Origin of the sequence: Bremerella sp. P1, assembly GCF_028748185.1 — a bacterium.
Taxonomy (GTDB): Bacteria; Planctomycetota; Planctomycetia; order Pirellulales; family Pirellulaceae; genus Bremerella.
This window is the reverse complement of the sequence record NZ_CP118164.1, coordinates 2,374,425-2,399,076: the sequence shown is the minus strand read 5'-3', so window position 1 is coordinate 2,399,076 and position 24,652 is coordinate 2,374,425. Positions and strand designations below refer to the sequence as shown.

The window sequence follows — 24,652 nt, the reverse complement described above, 5'->3', positions numbered from 1 at the left end:
TTGAGAAATAATGCATTCGGGTTGAGACACGTTTCCCTGCCTGCCGTCCATAGCCCCTTTCTGGTGATCTATGAAATCCGTTTTCTATGCCTGTATGGCACTCTTCTGCTTGGCGTTGCTGACAACCACAGCTGCAGCCGAGGAGAAGGATATTGATTTCGGTCGTGATATTCGACCGATCCTCTCGGGCAAGTGTTTTCACTGCCATGGGCCTGACCCTGAATCGCGTGAGTCCGGTTTGCGCCTTGATATCGAGGAAGACGCCAAAACAGAACTCGATAGCGGCCTAACGGCGGTCGTCCCTGGCAATGTGGACGAAAGCGAGTTGTTCGCACGGATTATCACCGATGACGAGTTCACCCGGATGCCGCCTCCCGAGATTGGCAAGCAGCTTTCCGACCGCGAAGTGAAGCTGATTCGTACGTGGATCGAGCAAGGCGCCCAATATGCGCCTCACTGGTCGTTTGAGGCTCCCAAGAAGCATGAACCACCCAAGGTGGAAAAAGCCGACTGGGTGAAAAACGACATCGATGCGTTCATCCTTAAGCGTCTCGAAGAAGAAGGGCTCACGCCGAATCAGGAAGCTGATCGGTATGCCTTGGCACGTCGTGTTTCGTTTGCTTTGACCGGCCTGCCCCTTTCGGCCGAAGAAACCGAAGCGTTCGTTCAAGACGAATCTCCTGACGCCTATGAAAAGCTGGTTGACCGTTTGCTGGCCGATCCGGCCTATGGCGAACGTTGGGGACGCGTCTGGTTGGACATCGCTCGCTACGCCGATTCGATGGGCTATGCCCAGGACGACCTCCGCACGATCTGGCCCTATCGCGACTGGGTGATTAAGGCCATCAACGAAAACATGCCGTTCGATCAATTCAGTATCGAGCAACTTGCCGGTGACATGCTACCGGATCCGACCCGCGATCAGATCGTCGCCACCGGTTTTCATCGCAACACGATGACCAACTCCGAAGGCGGGACGAACGATGAAGAGTTTCGCAACGCGGCCGTCGTTGACCGAGTGAACACGACCGTCCTAGCCTGGATGGGCCTGACGATGGAATGTGCCCAGTGCCATACCCATAAGTACGATCCCATCACGCAGAAGGAATACTTCGAGTTCTTTGCGATCTTCAACCAGTCGGCCGATGCCGACCGCCGAGACGAGTCCCCGCTGCATAAGTGGTTCACCGAAGAGCAAGAAGCGAAACAAGCAAGCATCAAGTCGCAGATTGAAGAAGCCAAGGCGAAGCTGAAGCAACTGCTCGCCGATTCGACCGACGTTGCCTTGTCGCAGCACGTGCCCAATGTGGGCCGCTATGTTCGTGTCGAGAACCTGGCCGAAAGTGGTTTTCTGCACATCGCCGAAGTGCAGGTGTTCTCCGGCGAAAACAATGTCGCCATGAAGGGCAAAGCCTCGCAAAGCAGCGTCGACTACAACGGTCCGCCCAAGCTGGCAATCGATGGAAACACCAACGGCGACTTTTCTGGTGCGATGAGCACAACGCACACCAAGCAGGAAAAGAATCCCTGGTGGGAAGTCGACCTGGGGGCCAACACGACCATCGACAAAGTGGTCATTTGGAACCGTACCGACAACGACTTGTTTAATCGTATGAAGTCGTGCCGCGTCGTCATCCTTGACGAAAAACGCCAGCCTGTCTGGGCCGGTCGAGTTGATGCTCCGTTTAATCCCAGTGCTGAGTTTGTGCCGCCCAAATCGGTCGACGGCATGGACGAGCGTGCTCGCGCTGAACTGGCTGCTTACCTCAAACACAACTCGCCGGAAATTGAAAAGCATAAGCAAAACATCGCAAAGCTTGAGAAGTCGCTCGCCAACATCAAGCCGATCACCACTCCTGTGATGCAGGAACTGCCGGAAGACAAGCACCGTAAAACGCATATCCAGATTCGGGGAAACTACCAATCCCTGGGAGATGAAGTCGGCCCAAGTGTATTGGACAGCTTCCATGCCTTCCCCGAGGATGCACGTGCCGACCGAATGGCAATGGCCAAGTGGTTGGTCAGCCGCGAGAATCCGCTGACTGCCCGGGTCGTCGTGAACCGTTATTGGGAACAGCTCTTCGGGATCGGCATTGTCGAGACGAGTGAAGACTTTGGCTCGCAAGGTGAACTGCCGACCCATCCGCGGCTTCTCGACACGTTGGCAGTCGAACTGATGGAGCATGGCTGGGATACCAAGTGGTTGGTGAAGAAGATCGTCATGAGCCAGGCGTTTCGGCAGTCGGCCAGCACCTCGCCGGAGAAGCGAGAGATCGATTCAAGAAATCAGTTGGTCTCGCGCGGTCCTCGCGTGCGGTTGTCGGCCGAGATGGTTCGCGATCAGGCCTTGGCCGTCAGTGGACTCTTGAGTGACAAGATGTTTGGTCCCTCCGTCCGTCCGCCTCGACCAAGCTTGGGTCTGAAGGCCGCATTCGGTGGATCGACGGACTGGACCACCAGCAGCGGCGAAGACCGATATCGCCGTGGGTTGTATACGATGTGGCGTCGCACGACTCCTTACCCGTCGATGTCGACATTCGACGCACCGAGCCGTGAAGTATGCATCGTCCGTCGCATCGTCACCAACACGCCACTGCAAGCTTTGGTCACGCTGAACGATCCGGTCTTTATCGAGGCCGCTCAGGCACTCGGTCGCAAGGTTTGGGATCAGAAAGACCTTTCGCTGGAAGCGAAGATGGAATACGCATTCCGTCGCGTCTTGCAGCGGCCACCAACCGATCAAGAGAAAGCTCGCCTGATTCAGCTATACGAGCAGGTCAAATCGCAATACGCGACCGTGCCGGAAGAGGCGACCAAGTTGGCTACCGATCCAATCGGGCCGCTTCCTGAAGGGGCTCCGGCGGATGAACTAGCCGCTTGGACGATTCTGGGGAACGTGCTGTTGAACCTGGATGAGACCCTGAATCGCTAGTTCCGTTTGTAGCTGATCGAGACAGAAATTCGACCGAGAGAAACCGATGAATCCTTTCCATCGACCTTTGCAAAATATTACGCGTCGCTACTTCCTCTCGCAGTGCCAGGCCGGAATTGGCGGACTGGCATTGAGTTCGCTCCTGGGCGGTGCCGCAAACGCCGCCGGCGGGACACCTAAGGATCCGCTAGCCCCTGGCAAGCCGCACTTTCCTGCCAAGGCCAAGTCGGTGATCTACCTGCACATGGCTGGCTCGCCGCCGAACTTGGACTTGTTCGACTACAAGCCAGAGCTGATCAAGCACGACAGTCAAGATTGCCCGGCTGAGTTCTTCGAAGGCAAGGAGTTCGCGTTCACCAAGGGTACGCCCAAGCTGATGGGCACACCGCATAAGTTCCGCAAGGTCGGCCAGTCCGGATTGTGGATGTCGGACGCGCTACAGCACATGGAAGAGATCGCGGACGATATGTGCGTGATCCATTCGATGAACAGCGACCAGTTCAACCATGCCCCGGCCGAACTGCTGCTCTACACCGGGTCGCCTCGTTTAGGGCGTCCTTCGATGGGGTCATGGGTAACGTATGGCCTCGGTTCGGAAAACGCCAACCTGCCTGGCTTCGTCGTGCTGATTTCCAGTGGTTCGAATCCCTCGGCGGGGAACAGCGACTGGGGCAGCGGATTCCTGCCGTCGGTTTACCAAGGGGTTCAGTGCCGATCAAAGGGAGATCCGGTCCTTTACCTGAATAACCCGGCTGGCATGGACAAGGACATGCGTCGCATGACATTGGATGCGATGAATGACCTGAACGAAATGGAACTCGAGCGGAATGGTAATCCCGAAACCGAAACACGCATCAGCCAATACGAGTTGGCCTTCCGCATGCAGATGGCTGCTCCGGAGGCAATGGATCTGAATCAGGAAACCCAGGCCACCCTCGATGCCTACGGGGCCAAGCCTGGTGATTCTAGTTTGGCAAACAACTGCCTGCTCGCACGGCGTCTTGTGGAACGTGGTGTTCGATTCGTGCAGCTGTTTGACTGGGGTTGGGACTTCCACGGCACCAGCGCCGCGACCGGTCTACAAGACGGCCTCCGAAACAAGTGTGCCACGATGGATCGCCCCGTTGCGTCCTTGATTAAGGATCTGAAACAGCGAGGGCTGCTGGACGATACGCTGGTGATCTGGGGTGGCGAATTCGGTCGAACACCATTTCGCGAAGGGCGAACGGCTGGCAGCAAGGTCCTGGGCCGTGACCACTATCCGGATGTCTATACCATGTGGATGGCAGGTGGCGGAGTTAAACCTGGACTATCGTACGGTGCCAGCGATGAGCTTGGTTTCAAGGTCGCCGAAAACAAAGTCCACGTACATGACCTGCAGGCCACCATCTTGCACTGCCTGGGTATGAATCACGAACGGCTCACCTATCACTATGCTGGCCGCGATTTCCGCCTGACGGACGTTCACGGTCATGTCGTTCACGACGTCCTGGCTTAAGAGCAGCCGGCTAATCTTCTTCAGATTCGAAAGCCACCAGGCCCTTGATGTTCTTGGCGTACATCCACGATGTTTTGTCGGTGCGGATGTGCGTCTCGCCGGTGATCAGCCCGTCGCGAGCGAGTGTCTTGAGTTCCGCTAACCGATAAGGTCCCGACTCCTGGAATTTGGGTGGGAACTTCACGTAGAACTCGGTCAGGTCCGGCTTGGCATCCTTCGCCGGTTCGGGGGCGCGCAGCGGCGTCTTCCGCTTCTCGCGGCCAGGATACCGGTTCTTCTTCTTTTTACTTTCAAGCAGCGGCTTGAGAGTGGGGAAGATCTCGCCGAGCTTCTGGAAAATCTGTTCCGACTTCATGGCAGCGGACCTGGGGTAGGGGTGGGCTATTCCGATAGCGTTCCAGTAATCCCTACGACTAATGTCGGCGTTGGTTCTGCAGATTGGCAGGTCTTCATCGGATGTTCATCAGTTCTTAACTTGCTAGCGAAGACAGCATCTCTGGGCGAAATGGAAAGAGTTGATATTGCTTCGCTTGGGGGAAGTCGGAATCATCTAGGTTCGCGCTCTCCTAACATCATTTTGGCGCGAGAAGCATTATTGGCCTGAGCAACACCCCCAGTTCAGTATCGATTGATCCCAGTCGTCCCGGAGGGGTGGCTTCGACCAAGCGAATGACGCCTGACTAGCACGGCGTCAATCGCACCTACACGAAACAGGGAAGTTCACGAAGGCTATGACGCGTCTGAAGTACGATCCATGGATATTGTCGCTTCATCTGATTGATGCTAACGGGCCGAGGCGTGTGATGATGACGCCGGATCGGTTGTCCGAGATTCTCTCTGCCGTTCGCCAGATTGATACCCTCCACTCTGTTCATGTCCGGGGTGTTGGTGCCGACCCCGGCGAGTTGGCTGAACTGGTCGACCATGGTCGCATGATTGCCCTGACGGGCTTTCCGCAGCGTGTCCTGTTCACCAACGGCGTGGGGATGATGCGGCAAGAAGTGGAGGAAGTCTTTCGAGCGTTCACCACGATCGAGTTCGCTCTGCCCACCGATCTGCGTAACCAACTGCTACCCTTTCACCAGGCTGACCAAGAGCAGCTATCAGACGAACTCGAAGTCTGGTTGAGAACAATCGAATACTACGCACGCGTGAAAAGTGCCTGGCAGCTTTCGTCAGAACTGGTCGTCCGCATTCCCCAAGGGAATCTGTCGATCGACGTGGCGGGGCGTTTGGATCAACTGAGTTGGCGTACCGCCTTTCGCGTGCAGCGCACCGGTGGGGCCAGCGCGTTCTCGCTTGAGCAGCAACAGGCCGACTACGGTATGAAGCTGTGCGAAGAACCGTATCGCGTGATGACATTCGGCGCTTGCGGCCAATTGACCGGGTGCAGCGGCCAGCATCGGCAACGGGTCTATTTCGGTAGCCTGGCAGAAGACAGCCTACGTGGCTTATGGGAAGGTTCGTCGATGGAATCGTGGCGAAAGAATCGTACCGAGAACCAATGCCAAGGCTGCCCAGGACTAGGGAGTACGCTCCGCAGGCCTTCCTTGATTTCGATCTATGAATCGGTCGGCGAACAACGCTTTCACGAATACCCACAATCCCAACTGCGAAAGATTGCCGACGAGTCGGAAGGGCAATCATCGTCCCGCAGCGCGACGCGAACGATCTTTTGCTCGCCGCGAAAAGCTTCTTAGTGATTTGCGACTTGCATAGAAAAAGGCAGCCCTGTTCTAGTGGGCTGCCTAAGAGTTACTTCGATCGCTTTGTGGGTAAGTAGGACTTACTTGGCCGGCGTAGGGCTCTTGTCCTTGTCCGGGTTCGGGGTGCTGAGGTCGATCTCGGCTTTGCCCGTTCCTTCGAAGCCTGGTTTGGCGGTGCCATCTTCGTTCAGGCCATCGACGCTCCAGAGAATGCCGCGAGCGACCAGGCTCAGCCACGCATCGTTATTCATCGTTTCGTTGTAGTGGCCCAAGGTGGTCGAGAAGGTCTTGGTCCCCTCGTACTCGTTGCACCAGATCACGTTGTGATCCTTCTTCGTATCCACGCCGTAAGCTTTAGCCAGCGGTGTGGCCGAGTCCCATGTCTTTTCAATCTTGTATAGCTCGCCCCGTTCGACCTTCCAGTTCTGCGGGAAGCCTTTCATGATCGGGTGATCTTCCACCAACGTGACGACGTCCAGCGGATGCTTGCCTTCGTGGCTGGTGCTTCGCATACCGATCAGCTTTCGCCACTCGTCGGTCTTGGCATTGCGATAGCTGTGCATCGAGCAGTGAACGAAGATCGCGGGAATCTTGTGCTCGGTGTGTGCCTTGACGATGCCTTCCACGAATTCGACATTATCGACCGCACCATAGCATTCGTTGTGCACAACCAGGTCGTACGGCTTGATCCAGTCGTGGTTCTCGTAGACGGGGACCTTGGTCTTTCGATCGGAGTCAGCCAGGGCCACATCCCACTCGATGCTCACACGCTGGCTTAGACCTTGCGTGATGATCTTGATCTGGTTCGGGTAGTCGTGGCAGCAACCGCCGGTAATCAGCAAGGCCTTCAGTTTGGCCTTTTCTTCGGCAAAGGAAGTGCCGGCGATTACTAGGACGAAAAGCATCACCAGCAAGGGGCGGAACAAGCGAAACGTCATGAGGGGAATTCCTTGATTAGATATGGGATTGGCAGGAAAAAGGACCACGGAGAAAACACGAATGGAACGTTCGGCTTCCATTCGTGTCATCCGCGGTTAGCTCTTATCGTTCTTTCTTATTTGGCGGCACTGGGGGCCGTTGGTCCATCGATGTCACCCAGAGCGAACTGGATGCCGTCGAGATAGAACTTCAGCATCTGAGGGTTCCAGTAGATCTCTTCGCGATGTCCCAGCGAGCTGTAGAACACGCGGCCGTCACCCCACTTGCGAACCCACGAAACAGCAAAGTCACCATCCTTGCGATGGATGCCACCCTTGTTCATGTTCGTGTTATCGACATCCAGTGAGAGCAGCACGTGCAGTGCTTCGCGGGAGTAGGGATCGCGGAACTGGTAGATCTCGTCGACGATCGCGAAGTTCTCGCCACCGAACGCAGCCATCAAGGGGTGCTCGGGATCATCGACTTTGATGCCGACCTTCTCGTGCCAAGGGTGACCGTGGAAGTAACCGCCGATCAGCTTGCCGAAGTCTTCCCAGTGATAGTTCGCGTCGCTGGCAGCATGGAAGCCGACCAGGCCCTTGCCGCTGGAGACAAATTCCAACAGGCTTTCGCGGAACATCTTCTCGGCGTCTTCCTTGCTCATTTCCTTGCCGGCGGCAGCCAGCTTGGCGATGTCTTCGTCGCGGGGTTTGATCCACGAACCGGTCGTATTGACCATCACGATCGCGTCGTAATCTTTGAGCGTTTCAGGAGAGAGCATCGTAAGATCGTTGGTGATGCGAGCGTCGAACGCACCGGTTTTTTCGCCCAGCATCTTCACCGCCATGGCACCCACGGGAATCGAACTATGACGGAAGCCGTCGTAACGGGTGAAGACCAGCACGTTGTGCTTTTCCTTCGGTTCGACCCGTGGCTTTTCCGGTAGGGCTTCTTCGATCTTCGCGAGTTGTTCTGGCGTGACCAGTTCGCGAATGTAGATGTTGCGGAAGTACAGCGTGTTACCGTGATTCTGCAGTTCAATCTGGCCAGTGCGGTAGATTGGCTTGTCACGTTCCCAATAGTTTTCCAGCACGACGTCATCAGTGACCAGCTCGCCGTTTAGCTTGACGGTCACGCGGTCGCCGATCATACGGATGAAGAAAGTGTTCCACTCTTCGACAGGCTTGTCCGCAGTGACGAGGGGCTTACTGGGGTTCTTCTGGTTGTTGAACAAACCGCCTGAGCCGACCCCCTTCTCGTTCTCGGGATCCCAAATTTGAACTTGAGGGCTACCACGCAGATAGATGCCGCTATCGCCGGCCTTCTTGATTTTGAAGTCAACGTACATCTCGAAGTCAGCGTAATCCTTCGAGGTGCACAGGCTTTGCCCTTTGCCATCGAAAATCAGAACGCCATCTTCAACTTGCCAATGCGCTCGCATCGACTCGTCGGCTTTCGCTTGAGCTTCTGCGAGCTCTTCCGGCGACATCTCGGCCCGCTTCTTAGGATTGGCAACGAGGCCCTTCCAGCCGGAGAGATCCTTGCCGTTGAACAGTTGCTTGAAGCCCTTGGGAGGTTGGTTCAAAGCGGGCTCTTCGGCCATCACGAACGTGGCCATGCTCAACAGCAGGCCAAAGCAACACACCAGACGCAACATAGAAAGGTTTCTCCTCAAGATGATTTCAGGCGGGAACGAGGCATCGTTTTTGCCTCATATGGGTAGGCTGCCGCGACATTTCGCCTGGGCAGGGTGGGCTCAGAGACCGCCAACCATCATAATCGGTGGCTTAGGCAAAGGGAATCAATTGATTAACTTCCTACGCTGTATCCCCCGGGAATCGACTATTTTTGCCCATCATGAAGCGTTTTTTCCAGCATCTCTACGCGAAATTGATCTACTGGCCTTCGTACCTCTACAACTGGACGATGATCCGGCGGCTTAAGTGGTGGCGCTGGTATGACGAAATCGAAGACCATGTTTTCGTCGGGGCTGTCCCGTCGCGAAAGATGGCCGTCGACCTGGCCGAAAGCGGCATTAAAGGGGTGATCAATACGTGTCACGAATACGAAGGCCCACTGGACGTCTACAAAGAGCACGGGGTCGAGCAGCTTTACCTGCCAACGGTTGACTTCACCCCACCCAGCGTCGAGGACATCGATGAAGGGGTTCGCTTTATCGAACGGTTCGTTGCCGACGAAAAGGACGTCTACGTCCACTGCAAAGCAGGCCGAGCCCGTAGTGCGACCATCGTGATGTGTTGGCTGATGAAAGCTAAGGGGATGACCCCTGAGCAGGCCCAGGTCTTCCTTCTGGAAAAGCGACGCCAGGTGTTGGCAACGCTCTATCGCCGCCCCGTAGTGAAGGAGTATTACCGAATGCTCCAGGAAGAGGCTGAAGCGTAACGGTTAGCTAGATTGCCCCGCCAGTTCGGTTGGCTTCTTCCATGGCCTCGAGCAGTCCACGAACGAGAAATTCGCCGCAGTAGATCGTCACTAGAACTGGCAAAATAACGGTGAAGAAAACCGTGGCCAGCGAGATCAGTATCTTCGCCCAGGCCGGGTACTTCGGGCTCAGCCACAACAGTGGCAAACCCAGCGGACCAATCGAAAGGATAACGATCCAGATGATCGTATGGCTACGCACGGCTGAACGAATGCTGGGCGGAAGGCCTGCATCGATCGTTCGCTCGGCCGGAACCGGAGCCTCAGGAGCAACGGCCGGCAGCTGAGGCTTATCGAGAAGTTCCGTCTCTTCGTTCATGACCATGTTGGGGGTAAGACGCGTGCGCAGTAACTTCCCAAAGTTTAGGTCACCTGCCGCAGAACGCAAATTGGTCCTGCGTGGTCATTAACCAGGACTTCATACGAACACGTTTGTATCCGTATGCCAGTTAGGACTTTACCTCAATCGGAACGGCATCGATCTTGGCTGCCAGGATGAAGTCGTTCTCGCTAAGTCCGCCGATCGCATGTGTCCAAAGTTCAATGGAAACGTTGCGATAACCGGCGATGTGAAGGTCGGGGTGATGTCCGTCTTCTTCGGCCACCTGGGCCACCTTGTTGAAAAAGTCCATGCCGGCCATGAAGTTCTTCACGGTCCAGTCTTTACGGATGCGTTGGCCGTCGTGCGTCAGGTACCAGCCTTCCAGTTTGCCAAGCTGATCATTGGCTTCGTTTAAGCTGCATGGATCGACACCACCTTCGCACGGCTTGCACTTCTTTTGCGTCAATTGATCCGGCGTTTGAATATCCATGATGTGGAGTCCCTTCATGAAAAAGCCCTGGCGCCAATAGGAGGCCAGGGCAAGGTTTCTTTTTCGGTATGGCCTCTGCGTTCATTCTTTCGAATCCACCGAGGCGAAGCAAACAAAAAGGCGTTGGCTTACGAAACGGGAGCCATGTCTGGGACAGGTTCCATCATTTCGGGCTTGTCCTCTTTTTTCTTCTCTTCGTCGCCATTCTTTTCCTTGTCGGCGTCCTTCAGCTGTTCGGCCACCTTGGAAGCCGGACCGGCGATGGTATCGGTCTTGCCACCTTCTTTGGTGTTCTGGATTTCACGCCAGGCTTCATTGGCATCGTATGCGTCAAGCTCGCTCTTCAGGTGATCGCGAATCTCGGCGGCAGCTTCGTCTCCGCCAGCGACTTCCACGGCCTTCTTCGACCACTTGCGTGCTTCGTCGAAGTCACCCTTTTCGGCATGGGCCGCAGCCAATGTCGAAAGGATATGAGCTTGCGAGTAATCGGTCGCTTCGCAGGCTTTCACGGCGTACTCGAGGGCCTTAGCACCGTCGCGAACATCCTCTTTCGGGGACGTGGCCAAGACCCAGGCCAGGTTGTTCAAGATGCCGCCTTCTTCGTCATCTTGAATCTTCAAGGCTGCCAGGTAGGTCGCGACCGCTTCGGCATGTTTGCCATAAGAGAGCAGGGCGTCTCCCTTGCCACGCAATGCGATGACGTTGTCTGGTTCGATCTTTAGGACCTGGTCGTAGACTTCCACTGCCTTGCGAGGACGCTTGTCCGCTTGATACAGGGTCGCCAGTTGCAGGGTGATCGTCGCGTTTTCGCTGTTGCGAATCTGAAGAGCTTCCAGGTCGCGAATGGCTTCGGGGAACTTGCCTTCCTGGGCGTAAAGCGTGGCCCGCATGAGCAAGGCCTGCATGTTGCCGGTGTCGGCAGCCAAGGCCCGTTCGACATCTTGCAGGGCCGATTTAAAGTCTCCACTTTCCACGTACAAACTCGCCCGCATGAGTAAAGCAGGCACCGATCGTGGAGCGAGAACCAATACCTGGTCCAAGTCTTCGATCGCGGCATTCAGGTTGCCGGCCATCGTCTTGAACTGGGCTCGCAGTAAGTAGCCGATGGGTGAGTTCGGATTGGCCTTAATGATCTGGTCGACCGCTTTGATCGCTTCGTCGAACTCACCAAGTCTGGCGAACGCGCGAGCATAGGCTTGCAGCGAAGTCAGATCGCCGGGGGCCAGTTGTTCGGTCACGACCTTCAGATCGGCCAGCGCTTCCTGAAATTTTTCCTGTTCCAGGTACATCAATCCGCGTAGTCGATATGCATCGGCATTGTTGGGGTGAGCTTCGATCGCCTTGGTCAGCACATCAATCTGAGCATCAGGGCCTTCGGCAAAGACAAGCGAAACGACCAGCGCCTTGGAAAGGGGCTCGCCTGTTCCCTTCAGTAATTCGATCGCCTTGTTGATGCTCTTCTTGGCCTCATCGCGGTTTCCTTCCGGAAGCAGCAAGAGGCGGGCTTTGAGGAAATGAAGCATACCGACCGAATCGTCGTACTTCAGGCCCTGGTCCACTTCGGCAACCGCTTTGTCGCGCAGGTCTTTCCAGTCCTTGCGCTGCTGAGCTTCTTCGAAGATGCCTTTGCCCATGGCTTCGGCACGTTGGTATCGGACCGAGGTGAGCAGCTGTTTTGCGAAGACCTGGTCTTCTTCATGCAGGCCCTTGTCCAAGGCCGACTCGCAAAGTTCGGCGACCTTGGCCAGGTCGTCCATCCCTTCCGCATCGAGTTTCAGGTCGACAGCTTTGTCGAGATCGGCTTGCCCGGCGTAATCCTCAGCCGCCAGAGGGAGGGTTAGGAAGCCACAGACCATTGTGGCTACCACGAAGAGGGAGAATCGCCCAACCATGATGTTTTATCTAACTCCGTGAGAACATTTTGTAATCGGATTGGCGTAGAATGTTATTCTAAGCAATTAGGCAGACCTTGCCACGACGAGAATTCAGGGAATTTATTTCGATCCGGTAATATGCGAAGAAGCAATTGCCCGGATGACTCGCCCACGGAGACGCATGATGCTCGCAGGATATCGCCGAAGTGTGTCGCTTTCGATTGCGCTGGGAGCCTTGTTGCTTGGTTGTCGACAAGAGCCGGTTGCCGAAATCCACACCCCAGAAAGCGAAGCCGCCCAAGCCGCGGACCCGGTGTCGTTGCCGCCCGGCAGTTGGCCTTGGTGGCGGGGGGAAGATCGCGACGGCATCGCCCATCAAGAGATCGCTGATTTCCAGTGGACCAGCCAGCCCAACGTGGTTTGGAGTGCCAAAATCCAGGGGCTGGGACATTCTTCGCCCATCGTCGTAGGGGACAAAATCTTCATCACCACGGCGGATGACAAGCAAGAAACCAAATCGCTCGTTTGCTACGAGACCGTCATGGGTAAGCCGAACTGGACCACCACGGTTCATCAAGGGGATTTTATGCGGACGCATCAAAAGAACTCCCAGGCATCGGCAACGCCTGCCACCGACGGCAACTACATCTTCACCGCGTTCGTGGTGAAAGATTCGCTGTACGTCACGGCGATTGATCTCAAAGGACAGATCGTCTGGCAAAAAGAAGCCGGACCGTTCCGAAGTCAGCATGGTTATGGAAGTTCGCCAATCATCTACGATTCGTACGTCATTGTCCTGGGGGACTCCAATGGCCCCGGCTTTTTGGCCGCTTTGCGAAGAGACACCGGCGATATCGTCTGGCGGGTAGGGCGTTCCAATGAGCCGAGCTACGGCACGCCTCTTCTGGCGGAAGTCGCTGGCCGGCAGCAGATCATTATTGGGGGTACTGGCAAGACTTCGGCCTATGATCCAAGCAATGGCGAGCTTTTGTGGTCGGTCAATGGGCCTGCGAAGACGACCGCCAATACTCCAGCTGTGGCTGGGGATATGGTGATCTCGACCGGCGGGTATCCCCAAAATGGTTCCATTGGCGTACGCGTCAGCGGAAACGGGGAGCAGATCAGCGAAGAGATCGCCTGGGAAGCCAGGGAGCGGATCTATGTTCCGTCGCCCCTCGTGCATGACGGCAAGATTTTCGCCGTCAACGACGATGGCATTGGGCTCTGTTATGACGCCCAGACCGGCGAGCGGCTCGCGAGGAAGCGTATCGGCGGTAACTTTAGTGCGTCATTGACTTTATACGGCAACCATATGCTGGTCCCAGACGAAGATGGGACGATGCATGTCTTCGATGCGACCCCCGATTTCAACTCGGTGGGCCAGTTTCACCTCGAAGGAAGCGGGTTTGCGAGCCCGGTCTTTGCAGGCGGAAAACTGTACTGGCGAACGTCGACCCATCTCTACTGCCTGGCACCTGCCAACTAGCCGCCGAATGCTAGCACAAAAGCAGTTAAATTGAGGTGCTCGAGATAGCAAATCGGGCTACTCGGCTCTTTTTTCCGAATTCTGCTGATGGCTCGTGACATCATTTCGTTGTAAACTGTTTCCAATTAACGGCTTAAGTTGCCACTTGCCAAGGAAGTTAAATAGCTCAAATCCATTATAATTCTTTTGACAATACGGGTGGCGATCGTTATATTGATCACTCAATGGATAAGGCTGCTTGTATCTCAAGTGGCTTTTTTCCTGCCATTACCTACCCATATTTGCCTGCCTTTTTAACGATGGTCGAGTTTGCCGGCGATCGTTCGATACTTTGCTACGCGTCCAATCCCCTTGCGCTTCACACAGTAGGGGTTCGACGCAGTTCCTTCCGTTTCGCTTGATATTGATGAAACCTTTCGTCGGTTCAAGTCATTCCTAAGAAGCTGAACACACCCACAACTGTTGGAGATGGTCATGAAGAAGTGCAAGGGGAACCCGCTGAGTCGACGTAATTTTCTTACCGTCGGCGCCGCGGCTGGTTTGGGGCTGAGCATGTCCGACATGTTCCGTCTGCAAGAGGCCCAGGCTGAAATCAAGCAGTATGATTTCATTGAAGCTAAGGCCAAGAGCGTCATTCATATCTACTTGCCGGGCGGTGCCGCTCAGCAAGAACTGTGGGATCCGAAGCCCTATTCGCCGATCGAATACCGAGGCGAAATGAAGACGGTCAAAACCAACACCGGCGAGTACTTCAGCGAAGCACTTCCTAAGACCGCTCAAGTTGCTGATAAGCTCTGCATCATCCGTTCGATGAGCCACGGTGAAGCCGCTCACGAACGTGGTACGCACAACATGTTCACCGGTTACCGTCCAAGCCCCGCATTGAAGTTCCCAAGCTTCGGTGCCGTGGTGAGCCACGAGTACGGTCCGCGTAAGAATCTGCCTCCTTACGTTTGTGTACCAAACGTACCAAACGAATACGCAGGTACTGGCTATCTGAGTTCGTCCTTTGCACCATTCTCGCTGGGTTCCGATCCGGCCAGTGGTGGTTTCAAGGTTCGCGACCTGAGCCTGCCAGGCGGCGTGGATGACGCTCGTTTCTATCGTCGTCGTTCGGCCCTGGATGCCGTTAACAGCTACTTCGCTCAGAAGAATGAGTCGGATCAAGTTGCGGCAATGGATACCTTCTACGAACGAGCTTACAGCCTAGTTTCGTCGCCAGAAGCTCGTGACGCCTTCAATATCGAAGCCGAAGATGCGAAGATTCGCGACGAATATGGTCGCAATACGGCTGGTCAGCGAATGCTGATGGCTCGACGTCTGGTTCAGTCTGGCGTTCGTATGGTTACGTTGACCTACGGCGGTTGGGACATGCACCAACGTATTACCGACAGCATCAAGCGTCAGGTGCCTGACTTCGATCAAGCCTTCTCGGCGCTCATTCGCGACCTGGACCGCCAAGGCATCCTGGACGACACGCTCGTGATGGTTTCCTCGGAATTTGGCCGTACGCCAAAGATCAACAAGGACGCCGGTCGCGATCACTGGCCGAAGGTGTTCAGCGTGGCATTGGCCGGTGGTGGTCTGAAGAAGGGCTACATCCACGGTGCCTCGAACGCCACTTCCAGCGAACCCGAACTCGACCCAGTCGGTCCTGAAGATCTTGCCACCACCATGTACCACCAGTTGGGCATCGTGGCTGACAAGGAACTGATGGCTCCTGGCGATCGTCCGATTGAAATCGTTGACGGTGGCAAGGTCATCAAAGACCTGCTGGCCTAACTTGCTAGAAACTGGCTTCGCGACGGCAGAAAAACCTTCGCCTTCGCGAGGTCCAGGTTAGAATAAAACAATCGGCCTGGGCATGTTTGCTCAGGCCGAACCTATCATCCCGCCTAAAATCGTGAGTTCGGTTCACTGCCAGCTTCCGGCTCTCGTTTTCTCCCCCACACGATTTGACCCTTTCATCTGGACGCGGAATTGTCATGAAACGCCTCCATGTTCTTCTTTTGGCTACGGTCATCACGACGCTGATCTCAGCTGATATCCTAGCTGCGAAGCCGAGTTTCACGCGAATCAACCCTCCCGGTTTTCAGCGCGGTCAAGAGATCGAGGTGCTGCTGCAAGGGGATCGCCTGAAGGATGCCCAAGAGATTCTGTATTTCGAGCCGGGTGTCTCGACGAAATCGATCGTCGCGGAAGACGACAAGAAGGTGAAAGTCACCCTGAATGTCGCCCCCGATTGTCGCCTTGGCCAGCACGGCATGCGGCTACGCACGGCGACCGGCCTGAGTGATGTGGTTCTCTTCTATGTCGGAGCTCTGCCCGAAATCGAAGAGAAAGAGCCCAATAGCGACTTCAAAGAACCGCAAGTCGTCGAGATGGGCACCACCGTCAACGGCATCATTCAGAATGAAGACGTCGACTACTTCGTGATCGAAGCGAAGAAGGGCCAGCGGATCACCGCCGAATTGACCGGCCTTCGTTTGGGTCTGACCTTTTTCGATCCATACATTGCCATTCTCAACGAACAGCGTTTTGAACTCGCCAAGAGCGACGATGAACCACTGTTGTTCCAAGACTGCCTCTGCTCGCTGTTGGCTCCCGAAGATGGCAAGTACATCATTCAGGTTCGCGAAAGCAGCTACGGCGGAAATGGTAACTGTGCTTATCGCCTGAGCGTTGGCAGCTTCCCACGTCCTAAGGGTATTTACCCAACCGGTGGCAAGCCTGGTGAAGAGATCGAAGTTACCTGGATTGGTGATCCTTCGGGAACGCAGACCGCCAAGGTTCGCTTGCCTGAGAAGGAAGGCGAATTCATGTACTATCCCGAAGATCAGTACGGGATCGCTCCTTCCCCCAATCGCCTGTTCGTTTCGAGCCTGCCTGGCGTCGTCGAAAAGGAACCTAACAACGACCGCAAAGAGGCCACGCCCATGCAAGGGCCAGGCGTCGCCAGCGGTGTGATTGAAGAGAAGGGTGACTACGACTGCTTCGCTTTCCCCGCCAAGAAGGGGCAAGAGTTTGACGTTCGCGTCTATGCTCGCGAAGACTTGCGTTCCTACTTGGATCCAGTCGTCGACGTCTATCAGCAATCCAACGGCAAGCGTCTGGGTGGCAACGATGACACCGGCGGAAACATCGATAGCTATGTTCGCGTCAAGGCGGAAGAAGACACCGACCTGGTTGTTCGCGTCCGAGACCACCTCGGCTCTGGCAGCCCGCTGAACATCTACCGCGTGGAAGTCACGCAGCGTACGCCCAGCCTGGTCGTCGAGATTCCTGAAGTCGAACGTTACAAGGCCCGGACGATGAGCGTTCCTCAAGACAACTACATGGCCGTCTTGCTCACCGCTCGCCGCGAAAACTTCGGTGGTGAACTGATTTTCGACTTCAAAGATCTGCCAGAAGGGATCGAAGTGATTACCTTCCCGATGGCTGAAAACACGAACAAGTTGCCTGTGTTGATGCGTGCGAAGCCCGATGCCCAACCGAACGGCAAATTGGTGGATGTTGTGGCGAAGCCGACCAACGAAGCAATCAAGGTCGAAGGGCACGTTCTGCAACGAACCATGCTCGTTCGTGGTCAGAACAACCGTGACGTGTGGGGGCATGACTCCGATCGTATGTCGGTTGCTGTCGTTGAGAAAGTTCCTTACAAACTCGAGATCGTTCAGCCCAAGGTTCCTGTTGTTCGCGACGGTTCGATGAAGCTGAAAGTCAAAGCGACGCGTGCCGAAGGGTTTGAAGAAGAAATTCGCCTTCGTTTGCTGGACGATCCACCGGGTATCGGTGCTTCCCGTTCGATCAAGATCGAAAAGGGTCAGACCGAAGCCGAGATTCCGGTGACGGCCAACGGTGGTGCAGCCATCGGCGTTCATAAGATCTGCGTTCTGGGAACCTCCGGTTTGTCCGAAGTCGCTTCCCCCTTCGCTGACCTGGAAGTTGCTGACCGCGTGGTTGACTTCGCGTTCAACCAGGCCGCTTGTGAGCAAGGTCAGGAAACTCAGATCATCGTCGGTTTGACCGCCAAGCGTGACTTCCCTGGTGAAGCAACGGTTCAGTTGCTCGGCATGCCGTCGGGCGTGACCACCGAACCAGTCAAAGTGACCAAAGACGCTGAAAAGGCTGTCTTCAATGTAAAGGTTGCCAAGGAAGCCAAAGACGGTAAGCACAAGTCGATCGTGGCCCGGATCACGGTTACCGAGAACGAAGAACCAATCGTTCAGACCAACGGTAACATTGAGCTTCGGGTCGACAAGCCGCTGCCACCGAAAGTGGCGACCGCCAAACCAAAGGATGACGGCAAGAAGGAAGAAGCTCCGAAGCCGAAACCAGAACGTCCGCTCAGTCGCCTGGAACAACTGCGACTGGCCAAGGAAATGGGCGAGTAACCGCTCGTTTCCTGATCCCCCGAATCAAGATTTCCGATACCCTCCCCAGGATAAACGGCGAAAGCCGAAGGAGAGTCACCGTGACTCGTAACGCAATCGCTCATTGGATGCTCAGCGGTCTCATGATTTGTCTGGCAGCGACCACTGCCCAGGCCGAGACCGCCATTCGCGAAATCAACGTCTATCCCAGTTCGATTGAATTGCTGACCAGCCGGGACGCTCAGCATTATGTCGTTGTCGCGACACGTGATGATGACGTCACGTTGGATGTGACCGCTCAGGCCACCGCCACCTTAGCTTCCGAAGGAAGCGTCAAGCGGGATGGCAATTTGATCCTCCCGGTCGCCGATGGCGAAACGACTTTGAAGATCGAGTATGCCGGTCACAAAGTCGAGATTCCGGTGAAGGTCGCCCAGGCAACGGACGAACGTCCGGTCAGTTTTCATCTCGACGTGATGCCTGTCTTCATGCGTGCTGGCTGTAACACCGGTAGCTGCCACGGTGCCGCTCGCGGTAAGGACGGCTTCCGTTTGTCGCTGTTTGGTTTCGATCCATCGGGTGACTACTTCCGCACCACCCGCGAACAGGCAACCCGCCGTATCAACCTTGCCGATCCTCAAGCCAGCTTGCTGCTGGAAAAGGCCATCGGTAGCGTTCCTCACACCGGTGGTAAGCTGTTTGAGAAAGACTCCGACTACTACGCCACCTTGCTGCGTTGGTTGGAAACGGGTGCCAAGCTCGACGAAGGCGAAGTGCCCCGATGCGACCGGATCGAGATCTACCCGCCCAAGGCCGTTCTGGAAGGGGAAGGGGCTCAGCAGTCGTTCATCGTCAAAGCTTTCTACGCCGACGGTACCACGCGTGACGTGACCGATCTGGCCGTCTTCATGTCCAACAATGACAACTCCGCTCCGATCGACGAGCACGGTTTGTGTACCGCCTCGAAGCGTGGTGAAGCATTCGTCATGGCTCGCTTCGATACCCACACCGTCGGTAGCCAGGTCGTCGTTCTGCCGAAAGACCTGCAGTACGAGAAGCCTCAGGTTGCTGGCAACTACATCGACGAGCTGGTCGGTTCCAAGCTGCACAAGCTGCGTATCGTTCCTAGCGAGATCTGCTCGGACGAAGAGTTCCTCCGTCGTGCCACGGTCGATATCACCGGCCTGCTGCCTACGGAAGAAGAATACACCCTGTTCATGACAGACACTTCGGCCGACAAGCGAGCCAAGCTGGTCGATCGTCTGCTTGAGCGAAAAGAGTTTTCGGAAATCTGGGCCATGCGTTGGGCCGAGCTGTTGATGATCAAGAGCACCAACCGCGTGAGCGATAAGTCGGCCTTCCTGTACTACAGCTGGTTGACCGAACAGATCTCGAACGACGTTCCGTTAGATCAGATGGTTCGCGACCTGCTGTCCGCTTCGGGTGGTACCTTCAGCAACCCGCCAACGAACTACTACGAAATCGAAACCGATACCCTGAAGACCGCCGAAAACGTGGCTCAGGTCTTCATGGGTCTGCGAACCCAGTGTGCCCAGTGTCATAACCATCCGTTCGATCGTTGGACGATGGATGACTACTATGGCTTCGCTGCGTTCTTCGCTCAGATCGGTCGTAAGAACACCGAAGACTACCGCGAGCGAATCATCTACAACCGCGGCGGTGGTGACGTGCGTCACCTGGTCGGCAACACGGTCATGGAACCGAAGTTCCTGGGTGGTGTTGAACCGGACCTGAAGGGACGCGATCGTCGTGAAGTGCTCGCCGAGTGGCTGACCGCTCCCGAGAATCCTTACTTCGCCAGCAGCGTTGCTAATCGCGTCTGGGCCAGCTTCTTTGGTGTCGGTATTGTCGATCCAGTCGACGACGTCCGCGTGAGTAACCCGGCCTCGAACCCAGAGCTGTACGCTACGCTTGGCAACAAGCTGGTCGAGTACAACTACGACTTCAAGAAGCTCGTTCGTGATATCTGTGCCTCGAAGGCCTATCAGCGAACGACCGTTCCTAACGACAGTAACAAGTCCGATACCAAGAACTTCGCTTACGCCCAGGTTCGTCGGATCCAGGCCGAGCAACTCTTGGACTGCATCAGTCAGGCAACCAACCACGACGAGAAGTTCCGTGGTCTGCCGCTCGGTTCGCGAGCCGTTCAGATTGCTGACGGGAAGACGTCCAATTACTTCCTGACGACCTTTGGTCGCAGCGAACGTGAAACGGTTTGTACGTGTGAGGCTTCCACCTCGCCGACCCTGTCCCAGGCCCTGCACATGCTTAATGGCTCGGCCACGCAAGACAAGATCGGACGTGGCAAGCTGGTCGAAGATTGGGTCAAGGAAGAACTGACCAACGATCAGATCATCGACAAGATTTACATCCGCTGCTTGAGTCGCAAGCCAACGGCGGAAGAACGAGAGAAGCTCACGGCTGTTCTCAAGGAAGAAGAGAACCGTCAACGCGGTCTCGAGGACGTCTTTTGGGCGGTCCTTAACTCCCGTGAGTTCATGTTTAACCACTAATTCGTGAGCTAGACTTCCATAGCGTGCCGCGGCAAGTTCGCTGGCACGCTTGACCCCCGCCTTCGTTTGCCTGCCTTTTTTCGCACAGAGTATTGAGCGATGCGTTACACCCTCCCACTTCTGGTTTTATTCGCAATGACCACGCTGGCCGCGGCTGAAGATGCCAAGCCAGCCGGCGACAAGGTCGAGAAGATCACCTACGAGGACCACGTTCGTCCGATCTTGCGCGAGCATTGCTTCAACTGCCATAACCAAGGTGATGCCAAAGGCGGTCTGAACCTCGAAAGCTTCGGCGCCACGCTTGAAGGTGGTGCCAGTGGCGAGGTGGTGATCCCGCAAGATGTCGAAAGCTCGCGTCTGTTCGCACTCATCAACGGGGATGAAACTCCCGAGATGCCACCAGGGCAGGACCCGATCGCGCAGGAAAAGCGAGACATCATCGCCAAGTGGATCGAACTGGGTGCGCTTGAAAACAGTGGCTCGAAGGCCGCAGTTAAAAAGAAAAGTGGCCTGGCAATGTCTGGCCCCGTGACCACCGGTAAGCCGGAAGGTCCTGCCGCCATGCCGGAAGGTTTGTGGAAAGCCCCCGTGCTGGATCTCGACAGCAGTGGTGCGATCACCGCCATGGCCCATAGCCCTTGGGCACCGCTGGTTGCCATTGCCGGTCAGAAACAAATTGCTCTGTACAACACCGATACGCTGAAACTATTGGGCGTGATTCCTTACCCGCAAGGCATTCCATACATCCTTCGCTTCAGCCGTAACGGCGAAGTGCTGATGGCTGGTGGTGGCCGTGGTGGCTACGCCGGCAGCGTGACGCTCTTCAATGTGCGTAACGGTAAGCCGCTGGTCACCGTGGGCGATGAATACGATGCCGTGCTGGCTGCCGACGTCTCACCAGATCTTTCGCGTGTTGCTCTGGGTGGTCCTCAACGACTGATTCGCATCTACTCGACGGCGGACGGTTCGCTGCTGCACGAAGTTAAGAAGCACACCGACTGGGTTACCTCGATCGCTTACAGCCCCGATGGCGTTTTGCTGGCTTCGGCCGATCGCTCGAACGGATTGTTCGTTTGGGAAGCTGAAACGGCTCGCGAATATATGAACCTCCAGGGTCACAAGCAAAGCATCAATGCCGTTTCGTGGCAGCCGGACTCCAACGTGTTGGCTTCTGCCAGCAGCGATAACGACGTCAAGCTGTGGGCCATGATCGACGGCAAGAATATCAAGTCGTTTGGTGCCCACGGTGGTGGTTCCGAGTGGGTCAGCTACACCCACGACGGACGCATGGTCACGGCCGGTCGCGACAAGGTCGCCAAGGTTTGGGCCGGTGACGGAAAGGAACTTGCCCGGACGCCTGGCTTTGCTGATCTGACGCTGCGTTCCTGTTTCAATCACGACGGAACCAAGATCGTGGTGGGTGACTGGACTGGTGAAATTCGCGTCTATCAAATCGAAGGGATGAAGGAACTCGGCAAGCTGAAAGCCGTCACTCCGACCTACGACGAGATGATCGCTTCGCTGCAGACCGAAATCGGTACGTTCGACAAGGCTGCTGCCGATACAGGTGCCGCCGCTGCGGCAGCGAAGACAGCTTTTGACAATCACCTCGCTGCGATCGAGAACACCAAGACGGCCAGCAACAACGCCAAGGCCGCCATGGACGCCGCTGCGAAGAAGATCGAAGAGCTGAAGAAGGCCATCGCCGATTCGGAAGCGAAGCAGAAGCAACAAGAGCAAGAAGCCGCCGCGAAAGATGCCGACGCCAAGAAGTGGGCCGGCGAAATCGCCAAGGCGGAGCAGTCCCTGAACCAGGTGAATGCCAAGCTGGCCGACTACGGCAAGAAGATCCAAGAGAAGAGTTCAGTGCTAACGTCTTCCAAGAACGCTCAGGCCGAACACCAGAAGCAACTCGATGAGCTGAAGAAACAGCTCGCTTCGCAGCAGCAAGCCATGGAAGCTGCCAAGAAGAAGGTCGCCGACCTGGATGCCAAGATCGCGGAAGCGATCAAGCAGAAGGAAACAACGCCGGACGATCAGAAAGAATCGAAGCAGAAGGAAATTGATTCGTTCAATGGCGAAAAGTCGGCCGCTCAGGCAGAAGTTGATAAGTTCGCTGCCGAAGCGAAGAAGTCGACCGGCGCGATCGCCGCCAAGGACGCTGAGCTGAAGAAAGATGCCGAGCAAATCGCTGCCGCCGAAGCGGAAGTGAAGCAGCTTCAGGAAGAGACCAACAAGGCCAATGCGGAGAAAGCCAACGCCGAAAAGGCAATCGCCACGGCCAAGCAGAACAAGCAGACCGCCGATACCCAATTGGCTTCGGCCAAGTCGGCGATCGAAGCTGCCAAGAAGGCCAAGGAAGATGCTGCCAAGGAAACGGGCAATCAGCAGAACCTGATCAAGAAGTACGACGACGACATGAAGAAGCAGGCCGAGCAGCTCAAGAAGCTGGAAGAAGCCAAGCCGAATGTCGAGAAAGCCATGAACGATCAGGCCGCCGCTGCCAAGGCTGCTGCCGACAAAGCGGCTGCCGCCAAGGCCGAGTTGGAAGCGCTCAAGAAGGAAATGGCTGACTTCGCGGCTTACCCAGCCAAGCTGCAAGCCGAACAGCAAGCCATGCTGACGGGTATCAAGACCCAGGAACAGCAAGTTGCTGAAGCTGCTGCCCAGCAGGCCGAGATGGAAAAGAAGATGCAAGAGAAGCTAGATCAAATCGCCAAGCTTCAAGCTGAACTCGATAAGGTCATGGAAGAGAAGTCGGCCGTTTATGCCCAGCTTCGCGAGCACAAGCAAAAGGTCGAAGCGGGCACCGACGAAATGGCAACCGCTCAGGCCAAGCTGGAAGAGCTGAAGCGTCAAGCGGAACTGCTCCAGAACCTGTACCAGTAAGGCAAAGTCGCGTGCGATTCGCACGAAAGCTAAACCAATAAAAAAGGGACGATTCGCAGTAGCGAGTCGTCCCTTTTGTTTTTCGTTCTCGCGGAAGGCCTTAGCCGTCCAGGCCACCGAAAAGTGGCGTCGACAGGTAGCGTTCGCCCAGGCTGCACAGGATGACTGCGATTCGTTTGCCCTTCATTTCGGGACGAGCGGCGACCTGCTTGGCGGCCCAGATCGCGGCACCACTGCTGATCCCAGCAACCAGGCCTTCTTCCTTGGCCAGGAGTCGACCATATTCGAAGGCGTCTTCGTCGTCGACCTGAATCGTTTCGTCGACGATCGAGGTATCCAGGTTCTTCGGGATGAAGCCCGCACCAATACCTTGAATGCGGTGCTTGCCAGGCTGACCGCCACTGATCACGGGGCTGTTCTTCGGTTCGACGGCGATCGAAATGAAGTCGGGGTTCTTGCTCTTGATGAACCGCGAAACGCCGGTGATCGTACCGCCGGTGCCGACGCCGGAGATCAGCACGTCGACGTTGCCTTCCATGTCGGCCCAGATCTCAGGGCCGGTGGTCGCTTCGTGGATCGCTGGGTTGGCCGGGTTATCGAACTGACCAGGCATCCAACCGTTAGGATCTTTCTCAGCCATTTCGGTGGCCGTGTTGATAGCACCCTTCATGCCGTCGGCCGCTGGCGTCAGAACCAGGTTCGCACCCATGGCACGCAGCAGAGCACGACGCTCAAGCGACATCGATTCCGGCATGGTCAGCGTAAGCTGGTAACCCTTGGCGGCACAAACGAAGGCCAGGGCGATGCCCGTGTTGCCGGAGGTCGGCTCGATGATGTGGGTGTCTTTGGTCACGACGCCGCGCTTCTCACCGTCGGCGATCATGGCGTAGCCGATACGGTCTTTGACGCTGTTGAGCGGGTTGAACCATTCACACTTGCCGTAAACCTCGGCCCCACCCTGGGGGATCAACCGATTGATATGTATCATCGGGGTATCGCCGATGGCGTTGCACGCGTCGTTGAACGTCTTGTTTCGGGGCATGATTGGTTTTCCTTCGTGATATCCGTTATGGCGCGAGGTTTGGGTGAATTTTTCGCCCAAGTATCAATAAACGCCCAAATGTGTCAATAAGATTCTCTCACAGCCTTAGCCGCTGCACCAGAATACCCCTGAAGGAGGCTAAAAAA

At 55.9% G+C, this 24,652-nt stretch carries 16 protein-coding genes; 9 read left to right on the top strand and 7 right to left on the bottom strand.

The window, feature by feature from the left end:
* Positions 1–70: 70 nt before the first annotated feature.
* Positions 71–2,932 carry a DUF1553 domain-containing protein gene (locus tag PSR63_RS09910; protein WP_274332868.1) on the top strand — a complete coding sequence of 954 codons (2,862 nt, stop codon included), beginning with the start codon at positions 71–73 and terminating at the stop codon, positions 2,930–2,932.
* A gap of 46 nt (positions 2,933–2,978) precedes the next feature.
* Entirely contained in the window at positions 2,979–4,430 is a 1,452-nt protein-coding gene (locus tag PSR63_RS09905; protein ID WP_274332866.1) for a DUF1501 domain-containing protein, read from the top strand.
* Between the two features lie 10 nt (positions 4,431–4,440).
* On the opposite strand, the gene PSR63_RS09900 is transcribed toward PSR63_RS09905, so the two are convergent.
* The gene (locus tag PSR63_RS09900; protein WP_274332864.1) at positions 4,441–4,785 is read right to left on the bottom strand and encodes a GYF domain-containing protein; all 345 of its coding nucleotides are present in this window, start codon (positions 4,783–4,785) and stop codon (positions 4,441–4,443) included.
* Between the two features lie 376 nt (positions 4,786–5,161).
* On the opposite strand from PSR63_RS09900, the gene PSR63_RS09895 reads away from it, so the two are divergent.
* Positions 5,162–6,130 carry an SPASM domain-containing protein gene (locus PSR63_RS09895; RefSeq protein WP_274332862.1) on the top strand — a complete coding sequence of 323 codons (969 nt, stop codon included), beginning with the start codon at positions 5,162–5,164 and terminating at the stop codon, positions 6,128–6,130.
* Positions 6,131–6,216: 86 nt separating this feature from the next.
* Here the strand turns inward: PSR63_RS09895 and PSR63_RS09890 are convergent, their stop codons facing one another.
* The gene (locus PSR63_RS09890; RefSeq protein ID WP_274332860.1) at positions 6,217–7,074 is read right to left on the bottom strand and encodes a ThuA domain-containing protein; all 858 of its coding nucleotides are present in this window, start codon (positions 7,072–7,074) and stop codon (positions 6,217–6,219) included.
* Between the two features lie 116 nt (positions 7,075–7,190).
* Complete coding sequence (locus PSR63_RS09885) at positions 7,191–8,711, bottom strand: ThuA domain-containing protein (RefSeq protein WP_274332858.1); 1,521 nt, start codon at positions 8,709–8,711, stop codon at positions 7,191–7,193.
* A 200-nt stretch (positions 8,712–8,911) separates the two neighbouring features.
* Here PSR63_RS09885 and PSR63_RS09880 point away from each other — a divergent pair, with 200 nt between their 5' ends.
* The gene (locus PSR63_RS09880; protein WP_274332856.1) at positions 8,912–9,457 is read left to right on the top strand and encodes a dual specificity protein phosphatase family protein; all 546 of its coding nucleotides are present in this window, start codon (positions 8,912–8,914) and stop codon (positions 9,455–9,457) included.
* A 7-nt stretch (positions 9,458–9,464) separates the two neighbouring features.
* Here PSR63_RS09880 and PSR63_RS09875 read toward each other — a convergent pair whose 3' ends face one another.
* From PSR63_RS09875 to PSR63_RS09865, 3 genes are all read right to left on the bottom strand, one after another.
* On the bottom strand, positions 9,465–9,815 hold the full coding sequence (locus tag PSR63_RS09875; protein ID WP_274332855.1) for a hypothetical protein: 351 nt from the start codon (positions 9,813–9,815) through the stop codon (positions 9,465–9,467).
* Positions 9,816–9,945: 130 nt separating this feature from the next.
* On the bottom strand, positions 9,946–10,308 hold the full coding sequence (locus PSR63_RS09870) for a 4a-hydroxytetrahydrobiopterin dehydratase (RefSeq protein ID WP_274332854.1): 363 nt from the start codon (positions 10,306–10,308) through the stop codon (positions 9,946–9,948).
* 128 nt (positions 10,309–10,436) lie between these two features.
* Positions 10,437–12,176, bottom strand: a complete 1,740-nt coding sequence (locus tag PSR63_RS09865) for a tetratricopeptide repeat protein (RefSeq protein WP_274332852.1) — start codon at positions 12,174–12,176, stop codon at positions 10,437–10,439.
* A gap of 187 nt (positions 12,177–12,363) precedes the next feature.
* Here PSR63_RS09865 and PSR63_RS09860 point away from each other — a divergent pair, with 187 nt between their 5' ends.
* The 5 genes from PSR63_RS09860 (at position 12,364) to PSR63_RS09840 (ending at position 23,464) form a co-directional block, all read left to right on the top strand.
* Positions 12,364–13,668: an outer membrane protein assembly factor BamB family protein gene (locus tag PSR63_RS09860; RefSeq protein WP_274332850.1), complete on the top strand. Its 1,305-nt coding sequence runs from the start codon at positions 12,364–12,366 to the stop codon at positions 13,666–13,668.
* Positions 13,669–14,142: 474 nt separating this feature from the next.
* Positions 14,143–15,450, top strand: a complete 1,308-nt coding sequence (locus PSR63_RS09855; RefSeq protein ID WP_274332848.1) for a DUF1501 domain-containing protein — start codon at positions 14,143–14,145, stop codon at positions 15,448–15,450.
* A gap of 203 nt (positions 15,451–15,653) precedes the next feature.
* A complete protein-coding gene (locus PSR63_RS09850; RefSeq protein ID WP_274332847.1) occupies positions 15,654–18,062 on the top strand; it encodes a PPC domain-containing protein in 2,409 nt (802 codons plus the stop codon).
* A gap of 122 nt (positions 18,063–18,184) precedes the next feature.
* Positions 18,185–20,575 (top strand): DUF1549 and DUF1553 domain-containing protein, encoded by a 2,391-nt coding sequence (locus PSR63_RS09845; RefSeq protein ID WP_274334318.1) that lies wholly within the window; start codon positions 18,185–18,187, stop codon positions 20,573–20,575.
* A 99-nt stretch (positions 20,576–20,674) separates the two neighbouring features.
* A complete protein-coding gene (locus PSR63_RS09840; RefSeq protein WP_274332845.1) occupies positions 20,675–23,464 on the top strand; it encodes a c-type cytochrome domain-containing protein in 2,790 nt (929 codons plus the stop codon).
* Positions 23,465–23,564: 100 nt separating this feature from the next.
* Here PSR63_RS09840 and cysK read toward each other — a convergent pair whose 3' ends face one another.
* Positions 23,565–24,506, bottom strand: coding sequence for a cysteine synthase A (gene cysK, locus PSR63_RS09835; protein WP_274332843.1), 942 nt, complete (start codon positions 24,504–24,506; stop codon positions 23,565–23,567).
* Positions 24,507–24,652: the final 146 nt, after the last annotated feature.